This is a genomic window from Staphylococcus sp. NRL 16/872 (assembly GCF_022815905.2).
In the GTDB taxonomy this organism is placed as follows: domain Bacteria; phylum Bacillota; class Bacilli; order Staphylococcales; family Staphylococcaceae; genus Staphylococcus.
The window spans coordinates 681,233-698,827 of the sequence record NZ_CP119327.1; the positions used below are offsets into that span (position 1 = coordinate 681,233).

Sequence of the window (17,595 nt, forward strand, 5' to 3'; positions counted from 1 at the left end):
GGTCATTTACGAGTAGTAAACTCCCGTCGTTACGTATTTCGTCTCCTTGATTGACAAAGGTTTTCTTTCAGTCTGATTTAAAATAGTTATTTATTTAATGTTTAAATTCTATATTTGATAAATGTTTTCTATAGTTATCTAATGCCATTTTTGATTGAGTAATGAAGTCCAATGAAGACTGATAATTTAACGCAATGTAGCGGTAAAATAAAAGATCAATAGTAAACAATTGAGCAAATAAAGAAGTCGTTGCACCCATGCGTATTTCATTCTCATCAGAGTGACCGTAAGTTAACACAAGATCAGATTGACGCGCTATGGGGTTATTATCAGAACTTGTAATGGCAATAATAGGTATATGATAATCTGAAACAACTTTTACCATTGCTTGTAATTCGCTTTGTTCACCATTATTAGTAATAAAGACGACACAGTCTTTCGCACTATGTGTAGATAACATTGTAGTAAACAAATGTGTTTCTTGAATAAGTTGAATATTTAATCCGATGCGTGACAATTTTTGATATAAGTCAGTAGCACAAACAAATGAAGCACCATATCCAAAGATAAAAATTGTTTCTGATTGTTTAAATTTATCGCAAATCTTATCTATAGTGGCATCGTCTGTAAACCTCGCGCTTTTCTTTAAAGCTTCTTCTGCACGAGCCTTAAGCTTCTTTTTCAAAGTTTCAACAGATTCATCGTTCACAAGTTCGATATTATAAGGTGTCATTTGTTTTGGAAATAATGTTTGTAACTCGTCTCTAAGTACTTGAAAGCTTGTATTCATTAATTTCTGACTAAATCGATTTAACGTTGACACACTAATGTTTAATTCTTCAGCAACTTCTTGATTGGTCATACGTAATAGAGCATGCGGTGAATTTAATATGAAGCGTGATAGTTTTTTCTCATTTTTAGAAAATGAACTATAATTCTCATCAATGATATATAAAATATTTGTCATCTAATCACCTAATTTGTCTAAGTTTCTCATTTCTTTAGTCGTACCGAAGAAATATGTGAATATAAATCCTCCTATATATGCAGAGACTAGGCCAATGATATAGCCAAGGTATTTTTGATGGGCAATTAATGGTAATAAAGAAATACCACTAGGTCCAATAGCGGTAGCACCAATGTGGCCGATTGCACCTATGACTGCGCCTCCTATGCCGCCACCAATACATGCTGTTATAAATGGACGTCCTAGAGGAAGCGTTACCCCATAAATAAGCGGTTCACCAATACCTAAAAATCCGACTGGTAAAGCACCTTTAATAGCATTACGTAAGGTTGTATTCTTTTTACATCTTATCCATAGCGCAAGTGCAGCACCTACTTGGCCAGCACCAGCCATAGCGGCGATAGGTAATAAATACGTAGCGCCTGATTGATTAATCAATTCAATATGGATAGGGGTGAAAATATGATGCAATCCTAACATAACAAGTGGTAAGAAGAATGCACCAATAATAAAACCACTAAATGGACCACATACGCCAATTACCCAATTGACAACGTTTACTAAACCATCTGAAATAAAGCCGGCAATAGGCATAATGATAAAGATAGTTAATAAACCAATCATTAAAAGTGAAAGGGTAGGGGTTACGATAATATCAATTGAATTAGGAACAACTTTGTGCAATCTTTTTTCAATTAAACTTAGTAACCATACAGCGAGGATTACGCCGATAATGCCTCCTTGACCAGCAAGTAATGGTTCACCTGTAAAAATATTTTTAATAGGATGTTCTGGAGTAATTCCTGTTAGTAATGTGGTACCCCCGATAACACCACCTAAACCTGGTGTAGCTCCAAAGACTTTGGCAGCATTGAAACCAGTAAAGATTGCTAAGTATGCTAACATCCCATCTTTAATTACATTTAATACCGCAACCAGTTGTTTCACCCAGTCCGCAGATATCGTACCAGCAGTGATGAAGTTATTAAGAAGAGCAGCGATGCCTCCAATTAAGCCAGCGCCAATAAAAGCGGGAATTAAAGGAATAAAAATATTTGCAATCGTTTTTAATATTTGGTTCATTTTGCTTTGTTTGCGCTTATTTTTATATGAAGCTTTGTTGTCTTTGGCTTGTTGTTCAATGTGTTGTCGATGATTAGAAGCATGAGTGATGTCTTCACCTAACTGAGTACCGCTAACTTTAGCCATTTCTTGCGCCACTTTATTTACAGTACCTGGACCTACCACAATTTGAAGGCGTTCATCTTTAACAATTCCAAGTACACCATCGAGCTTTTTTAACTCAGTGTAATCAATTTTATTATCATCAATTATTTTTAAACGTACACGTGTCATACAATGGATGATGTTATTAACATTTTCAATTCCACCCACAGCATGCAAAATATCATGTGCGAGACGTTCTTTTTTGTTCATTTGTAATGCCTCCTTAAGATTTGATAGCTTGCTTAATCACTCCGTTGTGATTTAATAATCTTAATTTAGCGTCTTCTTTAGTGGTATCACATAAGTTCATTACAATGGCAACTTTTAAATTAGAATCAGAACGATCATATAAATTTAAAGCTTCCTCATAGCTCAGGCCACAAATATCTTCAATAATATGAATAGAACGTTGCTCTAATTTATAATTTGTTGGTCTTACATCAACCATTAAGTTATCATACACTTTTCCAATGCCAATCATTGTTAATGTAGAAATCATATTTAGAACAAGTTTTTGAGCTGTACCAGACTTTAATCGAGTTGACCCAGTTAATACTTCAGGCCCAACTGGTACTTCAAGAGGAAATTGCGCTAATTTGCTAATATCACTATTGGTATTACATGATAATGCGACTGTCATGGCATTTAATGTATTTGCATATTCTAGTGCACCTTTAACATATGGCGTACGGCCACTTGCTGAAATACCAACCACAATGTCTTTTTCAGTTAAATGAATATCTTGCAAATCTTTAGCGCCCATCTCAACGTTATCTTCAGCGCCTTCTACTGCTTCAGTCATTGCTTGTTCTCCACCTGCAATGATACCTACTACTTCAGTAGGTTGAGTATTAAATGTCGGTACACATTCAGCAGCATCTAATACGCCAAGGCGCCCACTTGTGCCTGCGCCGATATAGATAAGACGACCGTTGCTACGGAAGCGTTGTATTGTTTGCTCAATAACATTGCGTAATTGAGGTAAAACTTGTGCAACAACTTGCGCTACTTGTTGGTCCTCTTGATTCATTGTTTGTAGTGCTTCTGAGATAGACATTTCATCTAAGTGCATAGTATGTAGATTTCTGCTTTCTGTTGTTAAGTGTTCCATAGACAGTTCTCCTTTTCAGAAATAAGGTCAAATGTGTCGCCAGGTTGAATCAAATCAAGAATATATAAATCTTTAGATGAAACAGTAGCAACATGATTCATGTTGGGATGACTCGGTAACTCTGATTTAATCATTTGAAGTTCACCTTCATAGCGCTTATTTAAAAGGTTATCGATTGTAATTGTACCTTTCTTGCGCACATAGTCATGGTGATGATCTGGTTCAATAGTAAGATGGTTTATCGTTCTCGAATCTTTGGAACGAATAAGATGCTCCGGTGTATCGATACGCGATGTATGAGTTCTAAATATGAGTTCTGCATAGGCAGAAGAATAAGATGAAACGGTAATAACAAAATGGCGATGAAGTATCATTTGTGCTAAGGCATTAGCTTTATCATCGCTAATGGCTAAATCGCCAATCATAATGTGCTGGATACCGATAGTAAGTAATGAATGTGCAGCTAATAATGTAGGTGTGTATCTATGATGTTCGATAGTAGGTAAACCTTTGAATAAAGGTCCTCTTAATGTGGTACCTGGGATAAAAGCGATAATCTGCGCATCCTCATCATATTGAGTAATTAATTGATTACGTTCTTGTACGCTACTCAAAGATAGACCAGTATCTGGTCTCGGATAATAATTATGGCAGTATAATATTTCAGGTAAATGTTCTTGCGTGTAAATTGAATTAAGTATATCTGAAGTAATCGTGCTAGCATTTAAACAACATTTCAAATTATGTGTGTAAAGTTCATGGATTAGAGCCATATTTAAATGGTCATCTATTCTGATCACAAAATCCCCATTTGGATACTGTTGTAAAAAACTGTAAAGTTGTTGATTAAGTAAAGAAGGATGGATATCAATAATGTAAGTTACAGATGTATTCTGTAATAACTGACATAATTCTCCCAGATATGTCAACTTCGTTTCTTCATTCTCCTCAGGAATTTGTAAAGATGTAAATATATAACGGTAACCTTTGCCTATCATTTTTAAGATATAGTCTTTATTTAATGGTTCACCTAAGTACACTGAGAAACCTAACATAAGATACCTCCTAAGATACATTAATCTAAACTTATTATATCGTGTTGCGTGTTTAAAGACAATTTGGGTTAGAGGGAGCTAATGTTCAAAAATGAATGAAATTTATAATTTATTAAACTTAGATAGAATCGATATATAAGTTTGATGAATACGACGTTGTCGTTCATGTAAATCGCAGAGTATTTCACCTCGTTGAAAGTGATGAAGCGGTTGTTGATGTAATGAATGAAGTAAATTTTGGTAAGTAGTAAATGGTGCAGTAGATGCAGTAGGAGATAGCAATAAAGTAGGATTGGCAATATTTTCGTGTTGGTGTGTATTTGTTTCCGAATAATACGCTTCAATTGTTATATTAAATTGTTCGATAGCTTGGTTAAGAAGTTTAGGATCCATAAAATAGTAATATTTTATTTTTTCAATAAGTGTAAGTAGTTCAATTAAATTGTGCTGATAGTTAATGGGTGGTTGAGAGTTTGGCATGGCGTTGCTCCTTTTGAGGTAATTCAGAGAAATGAAGTGGGTTGATGGAGGATATGCCGATCGAGGAGGAAGAACTGCAAGCAAGTAATTACTAGTCGTCTTCCTCGACTGGATTTAAAAATTCAGTATAGTTATCAATAGTAATATCATAAGTTTTAATCGTTTTTTCAAAAGAATAAGAAATATCGTATATATCAAGTACTGGTAATTCGCGCGTGCAACCAGAACCTATTTCATAAATGATAGCTAACCATGTGCCGTTGCGACAAAGTAAGCCAATAAAGATAACATTTTCAGCGATAAACGTATTATCCTTTTGAAAATCAATAAGCATCACGTGACGTTCATTACTATAAATTAAAATGTCTGCAAACAATTTAGGTAATGTAATATCCTGTGTGTCTTCGAATTTGATGTAATTATTCATATGTCTTAGTGAATGACGTAGTCGGACGTTAGACAAATTAAGACATTGATTAATAATCGTTTCGATCGACTCAGTGTATGGCAATGTTGAATAAGATCTACTTTCAATTAAAGTTAAAAATAAGGCAATGATCTGTTGTTCATTTAAAGTGAATTGGATACCTTCTTCAGTGTTATGGATCTCATAGCCTCCACGTTTACCTTTAGAAGTGTATAGTTGAACCCCTTTCGCTTCTAATTCTGCCATATCTCGAGTAATCGTACGCACTGAAACATCAAATTGTTGAGCTAATTCGGAAGCTTTGACTTTATGTCCTTGTTTTATAGCTAAAATAATTTGTTTTTGTCTTTCTTGTTTATTCAATATTTTCACCACCCACAGACATTACATATCAGACTGTAGACAAACCCTTTCATTCTTCATTAGATCTTACGCTTCTTCAATTGATAAAGATTTGCTTTCAGTCTTTATAATTTAGATTAATTTAACAATCATTATACGTTACATATTACATTAATTATAACATAAGACTGAGATGTAAGACATTTAATGGCTAACAGTAGATTTCAGGTGTAAAAATAAACATATTTTATTTGGAAAACGCTTACATATACAACTTATTTATGCTAATATAATATTTGTAACAGGGGAGAACGATTTCAAACAAAGGGGTAGAAGCTATATAACAGATAGCTTATTGTGAATCGTTCGAGTTACATCGAAACATCTTCAATATTTATTACTTACTTTCCTTTCTATTTGTCGGCTAGCAGATGACTAGCCGATTTTTTTATTTTCATTTAACTTAATATATAAAGAAATGTGATTTTAAGATAAAATAAATTGAAATAATATAAATGAGGTGCAAGAGATGGAACTAAACCAACTTCAACATATTGATCAGCACATTGCACAATGGCTTGAACATTTAGACAATGTGATACCTAGGTTGATTGCTGAAATGACTACAGACACTAAAGTGGATCGCTTTGATTTAGTAACAAATGTTGATAAGCAATTACAACATCAATTTGAGGAGTATCTTGCTGAACATTTTCCGGGGCATCAATTATTAGGTGAAGAAAAAAGCAATGATTCGATTAAACCTTATGAAGGTCATTTATGGATTATGGATCCAATTGATGGTACTGCTAATTTAGTTAAACAACAGGAAGATTATTGTATCATTTTAGCTTACTTTGAAAATGGAGAACCACAACTTTCATATATTTATGATTACCCACATAGAAAACTTTATAAAGCGATTAAAGGACAAGGCGCATATATGAACGAGCAACCTTTACAACCACCTAAGGAAGTTAGACTGGAAGATGCTATCATTTCTTTTGGCTCTGAATATATTAATGACCGTGCAACTAAAGCATTATACAATGCGGCGTTTGGTGTGAGATATATTGGGGCATGTGGTTTAGATTCTGTGCGTGTGATTAAAGGGCAATTTGGTGCACATATGAATACTAATCCTAAACCATGGGATATTGCGGCTCAATTCTTATTTGCCAAACAACTTGGCTTAAAGATGACACGATTAGATGGTCAACCTCTCGACTTTGCTAAAGGTGGTCCGTTCATTATTAGTAATAAAGGGTGCTACGAAGACATGTTATCTATTTTGAATGAAGGAAACGGTTATTTAAAGTAGTACATAAACTATCTTATTTTTGTGAAAATTACAACTTGAGATGTATAGAAAATAAATAATTTTCATATATAATGATATAGATATATTTTATAAAATAAGATAGGAGTGGTAGGATGCGTAGCACTCGAAGTAAGATGAGCCTGCCCATGAAGATTTTACTATGGATAATTGGAATTTTAGTTGTATTAGCCACTGTAGCAGTTATTTTTATAGTTGCTAGTATTTATGTTACTGGTGACAAAATTCATAACCCTTTGAACCGTCAACACTCAGAATTACGGTCTAATAATGTTAATTTAAAAAATGGTGACCCATTTACAATCGCATTATTTGGTGTCGATTCTGATGCCCAACGTAAAAATGTAAACGATGGGGAACGTAGTGATTCAATAATGTTATTATCAATAAATCCATCGAAAAAGACGACAGAGATAGTAAGTATTCCTCGTGATACACAAGCTGAAATTGTAGGCCGTAATTCTACAGAAAAAATTAACCATGCTTACGCATATGGTGGCCCAACAATGGCAGTTAAATCTATTGAAAAATTAATGAACGTTCCTGTTGATCATTATGCCACTATTGATATGGATGGCTTACATGAAATGATTGATGCATTAGGTGGCGTAGATGTAGTAAGTAACGATACGTTCACTGTAAACGGTACACATTTTACTAAAGGACAAAACACACACATAGATGGTAAAACTGCTATGGAATTCATCAGAAGTCGTAAAGAAGAAGGCGCAGGTGGTGACTTTGGTCGCCAAGAGCGTCAACAACTTGTATTACAAGCGATGGCAAATAAAATGACGAGTGCTTCTGCATTAACTCATTTCCCATCATTGATTGGAGAAATTCAAAAGAATGTAACGACAGATCTAACTTTAAGTGATATGAATGCGATTAGAAGCAATTACAAAGACGCTAATAATACTGTAAGTCGTCATCAACTAGATGGCCATGGTGGCATTCAAAGTGATGGGCTATGGTACTTTATTCCTAATGATTCTTCTAAACAACAAGCTTCAGATTTACTCAATAACAATTTAGATAAATAATTATTTATCTTTAATACACACGCATACTCTAACTTTAGTGTTAAACGAAGAGTATGCGTGTTTATTTTTTTACTTTTTTTGAAAATATAGTTTGTAATTGTACAAAAAAGGTACAATACAATAAATTTATTAAACTTAATTATTGTTAAGTTTTAAAACTTTAAATATTGAAAAAAGTTATGAAACTCTTAACATTATCCAAAAATAGTTATACAATTATAGTAATTCTATGTTCAATATATGTGGGGTATTGGAATGGAATAGTTTATTAAATTGATAATTTTACGGTAAAAAATATAGATGGGGTGGAAAGTAGTATGCAAGAACATTTAATCGTGACGCTTGACGGTACAGATTATCTTGTGGAACCTGGAACAAGTTTACTCGAGTTTATTAAATCTCGTGATACTTTCGTACCTTCAATTTGTTATAACGAATCGATGGGGCCTATTCAAACATGTGATACATGTATGGTTGAAATCGATGGCAAAATTGAACGTGCGTGTAGTACGGTTGTAGATCGTCCTATGACGGTAAATACTCAAAATAAAGACGTCAAAGCAAGTCAAAAAGAAGCATTAGACAGAATCTTAGAAAAACATATGTTGTATTGTACAGTGTGTGATTACAACAATGGTGATTGTGAAATTCATAATGCCATGGACGCATGGGGCTTACAAGAGCAATCATATGAATATAAAGAAAAACCTTATGAAAAAGATTACGGTCCATTCTATCGTTATGATCCAGACCAATGTATCTTATGTGGACGTTGTGTCGAAGCATGTCAAGACATCGAAGTTAACGAAACAATTTCAATTGACTGGGATCGTGAACATCCACGTGTAATTTGGGATAATGACGTACCTATTAATGAATCATCATGTGTATCTTGTGGTCAATGTGCAACAGTTTGTCCATGTAACGCCATGATGGAAGTTAATATGGAAGGTAATGCAGGTTACATGACTGATACTGAACCAGGTTCATTAGCAGCTATGATCGATTTAACTAAGAAAGCCGAACCAGGCGATGGCTTATTATTCGCAGTTTCAGATTCAGAAGCAGAAATGCGTAAAGAACGCATTAAGAAAACGAAAACAGTTTGTACATATTGTGGTGTAGGTTGCTCATTTGATGTATGGACTAAAGATAGAGAAATCTTAAAAATGCAACCATCACACGATTCACCAGCAAATAAAATTGCAACATGTGTCAAAGGTAAATTCTCTTGGGGTCACATCAATTCTGATCAACGTTTAACTAAACCACTTGTTAGAAAAGATGGCGAATTCCATGAAGTAGAATGGGACGAAGCACTTGATGTCATTGAAACAAACTTCAAACGTATTAAAAATGAATACGGCGGCGAACATTTAGCATTTATCGCTTCTTCTAAAGGTACAAACGAAGAATCATACTTAATGCAAAAGCTATCTCGCCAAGTATTTGGTTCAAACAATGTTGATAACTGTTCTAGATATTGCCAAGCACCAGCAACAAAAGGTTTATTCCGTACTGTTGGTCATGGTGGTGACTCAGGTTCAATTGAAGATTTAGAAAGAGCAGCTATGACAGTATTAATTGGTACAAATACTGCTGAAGCCCATCCAGTCATTGCTTCACGTATTAAACGTGGTCAAAAATTATTCGGCTCAAAAATGCATGTATTTGATATCAGAAAACATGAAATGGCTGAACGCGCCGATGCATTCTATCAACCTAAGCCAGGTACTGACTTAGTATGGTTAGGCGCTGCAACGAAATATATCATTGATAATGACTTACATGACAAACAATTCTTAAATGATTGGGTAGATAACTTTGATGAATACTATAAATCATTAGAATTATTTACAATGGATTTTGCTGAAGATGCAACAGGTATTCCTAAAGAACAAATCATTAGCTTTGCTGAAGAAGCTGCTAAAGCAGAATCAATGTCAATTTGTTGGGCTATGGGTGTTACTCAACAAGATATCGGTAGTGACACAAGTACAGCAATCTCAAACTTACTACTTGTAACAGGTAACTATAGAAAACCTGGTTCAGGTGCATACCCATTACGTGGTCACAATAACGTACAAGGTGCGAGTGATATGGGAAGTATGCCAGACCAATTCCCAGGTTATCAAAAAGTTGCCGATGACGAAGTAAGAGCTAAGTTTGAAAAAGAATACGGTGTGAAATTAAATCCTAAACCAGGACGCGACAATCACCAAATGATGGAAGGTATCCATAACGGTGAAATTCAATCATTATACTTATATGGTGAAGATACTGGTATCGTAGACTCTAACATCAACTTCGTACAATCTGCATTAGAAAAAGTAGAATTCTTAGTTGTACAAGATGAATTCTTAACATTTACAGCAACTTATGCTGATGTTGTATTACCAGCAAGTCCATCACTTGAAAAAGACGGTACATTCACTAACACAGAACGTCGTATTCAACGTATTAATAAAGCATTACAACCATTAGGCGATTCTAAACCAGACTGGGAAATCTTCCAATTAATCGCTCAAAGAATGGGTGCAGATTGGAACTACACGCATCCTTCAGAAATCATGGATGAAGTTGCTCGCTTAACACCATCATACTCAGGTGTAAGTTATGATCGTTTAGAAGGCTTTAATAGTTTACAATGGCCTGTTGCTCCAGATGGCACAGACGAACCAACATTGTATATGAACGGCTTTAACTTTGATAATGGTCGAGCTAAATTATTCCCATTAACATTTGATAACTTCTTCAAAGAAGACGAAGTATATGACTTACACGTGAACAACGGTCGTTTACTTGAACACTTCCATGAAGGTAACATGACTTATCAAACAGAAATGATTAAATACAAAATGCCTAATGCATTTGTTGAAATTTCTCCAGAGCTTGCGAAAGATCGTGATATTCATGAAGGTGCTGAAATACGATTAATTTCAGAAACTGGGGAAGCAACATTAATTGCAACAATTACAGATCGCGTAAAAGGTAAAGAGATTTATATTCCATTAAATAATGACGCAATGTCTAACGGTGACTTAGGTGCTATCAATAAATTAACCAACAGTGATGTTGATAAATATACTGATACACCATCATATAAACGTACAAGCTGTCGTATGGAAGTATTAACACGTAAAGGTAAATCACCATTAAACCCAACAAACTTCCGTGTTGATAAACACCGTCATCCGCAATATAGTGTCCAAGTACAGAAAAAATGGGAACGTCCAGATTATGTTTTCCCAGGAAATGTGGTGGATAAATAATGGCTGAAAGAATTAGTAAAATCAAACGTTTAGAAAAGTCACAAGAGCAAATTAAACAAGAAAGTTTAATCGAAGTAACCGATGCAATTGCTGAAAATAAAGATAGTATTTTAAAAGCAATCCGCATTGTTAAAGCTTTAGATGAAGCTAAGATTCTTGATTTAATGAATGGTGGAATTAGAGGCCGTCAAGTGATTGTCAATAAATTCATGACTGAACTTAACAAAGATTTATATGCTGGATTAATTACTAATTTAGCACCTATGGTCTTTATGTTAGGCGAATTAAATGTTCAAGAATTAAGCCAATTCTTGAATAAATTAAATAAAGGTCTTCACGTGGCTAACCAAGCAAGTCCTAATGCTAAAACAACTGTACGTAGTTTAATGGGCGTGCTTAAAGATGACGATATGAATCGTAGCTTAACTTATATGTTAAACTTACTTAAAGGTATGTCTAGAGGCGAAGATTAATTAACTACACATAAGAAATCCTTATTAGGAGTAATACTCTAAGTATGCAGCTCTTAATAAGGGTTTCTTTTTCATTATTTATAAGCCATAAAGACTTAAATTGTGGTATGGTTGACTATATATGAAATTACATAAAAGGGGTGGGGACTTATTCATCCAACAGCACTTAAAATAATGACTATTATTTCTAATGTTTTTATCGTATTAGGAATTATATTTTTGATTATGATGCAATTAGTTTTGGCTATTTGCATGTTTGCAGTATCTTTGGCAATCAGTTTAGTTATATTTAACGTCATGTTTCGTGACCGTACAGGTATGAAAATAGTAATTAATTTATCCTTTGCAATCGTAGTCATTGTCATAATTGCTGCTTATTTCTATTTGTCTAAATAAGCTAACTAGGAGATTATCGTAGCTATGAAGAAATATAACCATTTAAAATTTCCAATTATTTTGCTAATACTAGGATTAATTGCGTTAGTAATATTATTGATTTTTAATAAAACGAATATTTTGAGAAGTGACCTCAATTATCATTTTCAAGAAGCAGTGCGCAAACAAACACAGTCAGATCTTGTGAATACAATCGATAAAAACGGTGACTTCACTCCAGCAAGCAATACTGAAGTGGAACAGGCTATGCAAATTAAGAAGAATGATAATAATTTAAAATATATGGATATTTCTCAAAAAGTGCCGATGTCAAAAGAAGAAGTGACCCATATGCTTAAAGGGCAAGGGGTTTTAGAGAACCAGGCTAATGCATTTATGGAAGCGCAAGATAAGTATAGTGTGAATATACTTTACTTGATTAGTCACGCAAGAGTGGAAACTGCTAATGGTAAATCTGAGCTTGCTCAAGGAATCAAAGACGGAGAGAAAGAATATTATAATTTCTTCGGAATTGGAGCTTTCGATGAGGATGCTGTACATACTGGTAAAAGTTATGCCAAAGAACAACAGTGGACATCACCGCGTAAAGCGATTTTAGGTGGTGCTAAGTTTATTCAAACAACTTACTTTGACAATGAACAACGCACACTTTATCAAATGCGTTGGAATCCACAGAACCCAGGACAACATCAATATGCCAGTGATATTGAATGGCCTGATAAAATAGCTACGTATATGAAAGAATATTATGACCATTTTGGCATTAAAAAAGATAAAATAAGACGTAATTATTACATATCCAAAAATTGAAGATGAGTAATTTAGAGTGAGAGAGTATAAGGGATTGCCCCGTACTCTTTCATTTTTTAATTTAATTGAAAGTTTAAATTATGTAAAGGATATTTAGGGTATAAGGCAATATGTTAAAATGAAAAAGAATTTAAATTCTGAGGTGTAAATAAATGAAAATTGCAATTATAGGTGCAGGTATTGGAGGGCTCACTGCTGCTGCACTGTTACAAGAACAAGGACATGATGTCAAAATCTTTGAAAAGAGATCAACTATTCAAGAAGTTAGTGCAGGCATTGGTATCGGGGACAATGTTTTACAAAAACTTGGTAACCATGATTTAGCAAAAGGTATCAAAAATGCAGGTCAAAATTTAACTTCTATGAATGTATATGATGATAAAGGTGAACTATTAACATCTGCGAAATTAAAGGAAGATACACTGAATGTTACGTTGCCTCGTCAAACGTTGATTAAGTTAATTCAATCTTACGTTCAACCTGATACAATTTTCACAGATTATCAAGTGACTAAAGTGGATAATGAAGAGTCACAAGTGATGGTTCACTTTTCAAATCATGCGAGCCAATCCTTTGATATGTGCATTGGCGCAGATGGTATACATTCTGCAGTTAGACAGACTGTACAACCTGAAGCTAAAATCTTATACCAAGGTTACACATGCTTTAGAGGTTTAGTAGATGAAGCGGACTTGAAGCACAGTGACAGCGCAAATGAGTATTGGGGCCAAAGAGGACGCGTAGGTATCGTGCCGATGATTAATAATCAAGCCTATTGGTTCATTACAATTAATGCTTCGGAAAAGGACTCTAAGTATCGTTCATTTGAAAAGCCACATTTACAAGCATATTTTAATCATTATCCTGAGGAAGTACGTCAAATCTTAGATAAACAAAGCGAAACAGATTTTATCAAAAATGATTTATATGATATGAAACCATTAAAAACGTTTGTCTATGGTCGTACTGTTTTATTAGGAGATGCAGCTCATGCGATGACGCCTAATATGGGCCAAGGTGCTGGGCAAGCCATGGAAGATGCTATCGTATTAACCAATTGTTTAACTTCTTATGATTTTGAAAAAGCTTTAGCACGTTATGATAAATTGCGTGTTAAACATACTGCTAAAGTAATTAAACGGTCACGAAAAATAGGAAATATAGCTCAAAAAGAGGGTACTTTAACAACTAAAGTACGAAACCGTGTGATGAAAATGACACCTACACGACTTGTAAGTGGCCAAACAAAATTCTTATACAAAGCTAAAAAGAAATAAAATGTAAAAAGGATTGAATCAATAGTATTAAAGGCTCTACGTCAAATCGGACTGATGAGTCCTAATATTGAGATTAAGCAACCTTAGGTTGTTTAATCTCTTTTTTTGTTGTTGAGGCAAATAGTCGCGAAATTATAATAATTCGATTACGTAAATTATCATAATTTCTATAACCAAAAGATACCCTTTTAATGAGTTTGATTTTATTATTAATTCCTTCTAACGGACCGTTGGTCAGGTTAGAATATATCATGGTGTTTTCAATGAAAGCTGTTAATCTTCTTAAAGTTCTAATAACTGGACGTAATTTAGGACACACATCTGAAAGATGAATAGAAAAGAGTTTATGAGTAAATTTCTCTATTTGGTTTTCTTTTAATAATCGTCTTAGCTCATGAACGTAGTGATATGTATTAAATAATTCAACATCTACACTTAATAAGTAATTCATAATTCCTTTTTCGGTTTTCCACTCTTTAAATAAACGAACTTTACGATAATTAAATGCTTCTAGCGTTTCAAAAGGTTTAAGAAATAGTTTCCAATAACTTTTATATTTATTATAAAGCGGTCTATTAGAGGTTTTATAACAATTCATTATATGAACTCTAGACATATTTAACGCTCGATTTAAAGATTGAACAATATGAAAACGATCAATAATAATCTTCGCATTAGGAAATAATTGCTTGATTAGCGACATATAGGGTTCATACATATCAATCGTTACAGTTTTGACTTTTTGTCTTAGTTTCAAGGAATAACGATAAAAATGATCTTTCAGCGATTTTAACTTACGATCTGCTACCACATCTACGATGCGGTGCGATACAGCATCTGCATAAATAAAACTCATTTTTCCAATTACATTTTTAACACTTTTAAATTCGTCCATCATTAAGTGTTCAGGTAAAGCATCAAAAGAAGACTGACCTACGTCGCTTGCCGCTTGATTAATCACTCTAGATACAGTCATTGATGATACTAAGCATGACTTAGCGATAGATTTTTGAGAGCGGTATTCTTGCGCTTTATCTAAAACTGCAAGTTTTGTTTTGTTAGAAATAAAACAATAATCGTCGACAATATTAGATTTAGCAGTAAAATAACTATCACATGTTTTACAATAAAATCTTTGTTTTTGAAGCTTTAAATAAGCAGGCATTTCCATAATTTTAAGTAAAGTAATCGTTGAAGTTTTCTTACCATTTTTCACTATAGAGAAATTTTCGTTTTTAGTTAAACAATTTTCACAATGTGTAGGTTGATAAGTAAGCTCTGCATAGTAAAACAGACTCTTTCGTCCTTTATATTTTTTCTCAGTCACTTCATCTGAAAAACTTAGATTTTTATCTTTAATTCTTAATGTATTTAATATAGACTTACACATAGGCGCATTACCTTTCTTTTTTATTTGGTGTGGTAGCTAATAATTATAGAGGTAATTGTGCTATTTTTGTATTCAAAACATAAAAATCGGGCTGATGATTTTTTATCATCAGTCCGATTTATTATAGAGCCGTATTAAATTAACTATTAATTCAATCCTCTTTTTTATCTCAATTATTTATTAACGATAAATTGTGGTTCTTCACCGTTTAATTTTTTAATAGTATCATTTGCGACTATTTTAGACATCATATCTCTAGCTTCGAATGTAGCATTACCGATATGTGGCGTGATTACTACATTGTCTAATGATTTTAAGCCTTCAGTAATTTCAGGTTCGAATTCATACACATCTAGAGCAGCGCCTTCGATTTCTTTATCATTTAGTGCTTTAACTAAAGCTTCTTCATTTACGATAGGACCACGACCAGCATTAATTAAATAAGCAGTTTGTTTCATTTTCTTAAACTGATCACTATCAATCATATGGTGTAAATCAGAATTATATGCAGCGTTAATAGTAATGAAGTCTGCATTTTCAAGTAATGTATCTAAATCTACATATTTAGCACCAATCTCACGTTCTTTTTCTTTCTTTTGATGAGGGCCAGTATATAAAATATCCATATCAAAAGCTTTAGCACGTTGAGCTACAGCACTCCCGATTTCGCCAAGACCTATGATACCGATTGTTTTACCTGAAACTTCTCGACCTCTGAAGAATAAAGGTGCCCAACCATCGAATCCTTTAGTACGTGATAATTTATCACCTTCAACGATACGACGTGCCACTGCAAGTACTAAACCAAATGTTAATTCAGCAGTTGAAGCTGTAGATGCTTTTGGTGTATTAGTAACATCAATGTCTTTTTTTCGTGCATACTCAATATCTACATTATTGAAGCCAGCACCGTAGTTAGCGATGATTTTAAGATTTTTACCACTATCAATAACGTCTTGATCGACGTTAGTAGATAAAATACTGATGAGCGCAGAAGCATCTTTTACGCCTTCTTTAAGCGTTTCTTTGTCTATGATGCCATCACCCTCATACATTTCAACTTCGAAATGTTCTTTAAGTAAATTTAATCCTACTTCAGGAATTGCTCCAGCGATGTAAACTTTTTCCATTAAACTCACTCCTTAACGTATCATTCTCTTTAAGTATAATAAAAGAAGAAAACGTATACAAATTAAATATTTAACCTGCTACTGAAGAAGTTTTAAGCCTATCACTGAAATTAAAATGAGTGAAATAAAAAAGATACGCATGAAATGTTTAGATTCATTATAAATAATCATTCCAAGTATAGCGCCACCAGCAGTGCCTATACCAGTCCAAATAGCGTATGAGGTACCCATTGGTATAGAAATCATTGCTATTTTAAGAAAGCTAAAACTGAATACAAACGTGATCGCCATCATAATAATCAGCCACTTCTTTTTGGTGCGAGCAAATTCATTTAACCACACGACGCCAAGTACTTCTAATAATCCAGCAATTACTAAGCATATCCAAGACATCTTATATTCCTCCTTTATCTGGTTCATTGGTTGAAAGTTTAAGGCCAATAATACCTATTATGAGTAATACAAGTAGTCCAATCTTAGTAATTGAAAATGACTGATTAAAAAATAGCATATCAGTAATAACCGTGCCTGCAGCTCCTATACCGACAAACACTGCATATACAGTACCCACCGGTAAATGATTAGAAGCAGATAACATTAAATAAAAACTAAGAGATAAAAAAACTAAAGTAAATAGCCATGTAAGGACATTATGAGCATTATCTAACCCAATTACCCAAACTACTTCTATAAGACCGGCGAGTATTACTTTTAGCCACTGCATTGTATAACCTCCTTGCAGTATAAATAGTAATAAATATATTTTCTCAAAGTTTATATGTAAATTCAAAATAACCTTCTAGTTTAAAGGTAAGTTGAACCGAACTAGAAGGTTGAATAATACGTAAAAAATTAA

At 33.7% G+C, this 17,595-nt stretch carries 17 protein-coding genes; 7 read left to right on the forward strand and 10 right to left on the reverse strand.

The window, feature by feature from the left end; translation table 11 throughout:
• Window positions 1-94: 94 nt before the first annotated feature.
• The 6 genes from MT340_RS03130 to MT340_RS03155 form a co-directional block, all read right to left on the reverse strand.
• A complete protein-coding gene (locus tag MT340_RS03130; protein WP_243588758.1) occupies window positions 95-967 on the reverse strand; it encodes a MurR/RpiR family transcriptional regulator in 873 nt (290 codons plus the stop codon).
• Window positions 968-2,404, reverse strand: a complete 1,437-nt coding sequence (locus MT340_RS03135) for a PTS transporter subunit EIIC (RefSeq protein WP_243588759.1) — start codon at window positions 2,402-2,404, stop codon at window positions 968-970.
• Between the two features lie 13 nt (window positions 2,405-2,417).
• On the reverse strand, window positions 2,418-3,305 hold the full coding sequence (gene murQ / locus MT340_RS03140) for an N-acetylmuramic acid 6-phosphate etherase (protein WP_243590227.1): 888 nt from the start codon (window positions 3,303-3,305) through the stop codon (window positions 2,418-2,420).
• Window positions 3,293-4,360, reverse strand: coding sequence for a MupG family TIM beta-alpha barrel fold protein (locus tag MT340_RS03145; RefSeq protein WP_243603582.1), 1,068 nt, complete (start codon window positions 4,358-4,360; stop codon window positions 3,293-3,295). The genes murQ and MT340_RS03145 overlap by 13 nt, the downstream gene beginning before the upstream one ends.
• Before the next feature lie 102 nt (window positions 4,361-4,462).
• Complete coding sequence (locus MT340_RS03150) at window positions 4,463-4,840, reverse strand: hypothetical protein (protein WP_243588760.1); 378 nt, start codon at window positions 4,838-4,840, stop codon at window positions 4,463-4,465.
• Between the two features lie 91 nt (window positions 4,841-4,931).
• Window positions 4,932-5,630: a helix-turn-helix transcriptional regulator gene (locus MT340_RS03155; protein WP_243588761.1), complete on the reverse strand. Its 699-nt coding sequence runs from the start codon at window positions 5,628-5,630 to the stop codon at window positions 4,932-4,934.
• 508 nt (window positions 5,631-6,138) lie between these two features.
• Here MT340_RS03155 and MT340_RS03160 point away from each other — a divergent pair.
• The 7 genes from MT340_RS03160 to MT340_RS03190 all read left to right on the forward strand — a co-directional run bounded on the left by MT340_RS03160 (window position 6,139) and on the right by MT340_RS03190 (window position 14,219).
• Entirely contained in the window at window positions 6,139-6,930 is a 792-nt protein-coding gene (locus MT340_RS03160; protein WP_243588762.1) for an inositol monophosphatase family protein, read from the forward strand.
• Between the two features lie 113 nt (window positions 6,931-7,043).
• Window positions 7,044-7,991, forward strand: coding sequence for an LCP family glycopolymer transferase (locus tag MT340_RS03165; RefSeq protein WP_243588763.1), 948 nt, complete (start codon window positions 7,044-7,046; stop codon window positions 7,989-7,991).
• 317 nt (window positions 7,992-8,308) lie between these two features.
• Window positions 8,309-11,263 (forward strand): formate dehydrogenase subunit alpha, encoded by a 2,955-nt coding sequence (gene fdhF / locus MT340_RS03170; protein ID WP_243588764.1) that lies wholly within the window; start codon window positions 8,309-8,311, stop codon window positions 11,261-11,263.
• Entirely contained in the window at window positions 11,263-11,736 is a 474-nt protein-coding gene (locus MT340_RS03175) for a helical membrane plugin domain-containing protein (RefSeq protein ID WP_243588765.1), read from the forward strand. The genes fdhF and MT340_RS03175 overlap by 1 nt, the downstream gene beginning before the upstream one ends.
• A 174-nt stretch (window positions 11,737-11,910) precedes the next feature.
• Window positions 11,911-12,132, forward strand: a complete 222-nt coding sequence (locus MT340_RS03180) for a hypothetical protein (RefSeq protein ID WP_243588766.1) — start codon at window positions 11,911-11,913, stop codon at window positions 12,130-12,132.
• Window positions 12,133-12,156: 24 nt separating this feature from the next.
• Window positions 12,157-12,942, forward strand: a complete 786-nt coding sequence (locus MT340_RS03185; protein WP_243588767.1) for an N-acetylglucosaminidase — start codon at window positions 12,157-12,159, stop codon at window positions 12,940-12,942.
• Window positions 12,943-13,094: 152 nt separating this feature from the next.
• Window positions 13,095-14,219 (forward strand): FAD-dependent monooxygenase, encoded by a 1,125-nt coding sequence (locus MT340_RS03190; protein WP_243588768.1) that lies wholly within the window; start codon window positions 13,095-13,097, stop codon window positions 14,217-14,219.
• A gap of 73 nt (window positions 14,220-14,292) precedes the next feature.
• Here MT340_RS03190 and MT340_RS03195 read toward each other — a convergent pair whose 3' ends face one another.
• From MT340_RS03195 to MT340_RS03210, 4 genes are all read right to left on the reverse strand, one after another.
• A complete protein-coding gene (locus MT340_RS03195) occupies window positions 14,293-15,609 on the reverse strand; it encodes an ISL3 family transposase (RefSeq protein WP_243588769.1) in 1,317 nt (438 codons plus the stop codon).
• 173 nt (window positions 15,610-15,782) lie between these two features.
• Complete coding sequence (locus MT340_RS03200) at window positions 15,783-16,739, reverse strand: 2-hydroxyacid dehydrogenase family protein (protein ID WP_243588770.1); 957 nt, start codon at window positions 16,737-16,739, stop codon at window positions 15,783-15,785.
• A gap of 78 nt (window positions 16,740-16,817) precedes the next feature.
• Window positions 16,818-17,132, reverse strand: coding sequence for a DMT family transporter (locus MT340_RS03205; protein ID WP_243588771.1), 315 nt, complete (start codon window positions 17,130-17,132; stop codon window positions 16,818-16,820).
• A 1-nt stretch (window position 17,133) separates the two neighbouring features.
• Complete coding sequence (locus MT340_RS03210; RefSeq protein WP_243588772.1) at window positions 17,134-17,463, reverse strand: DMT family transporter; 330 nt, start codon at window positions 17,461-17,463, stop codon at window positions 17,134-17,136.
• Window positions 17,464-17,595: the final 132 nt, after the last annotated feature.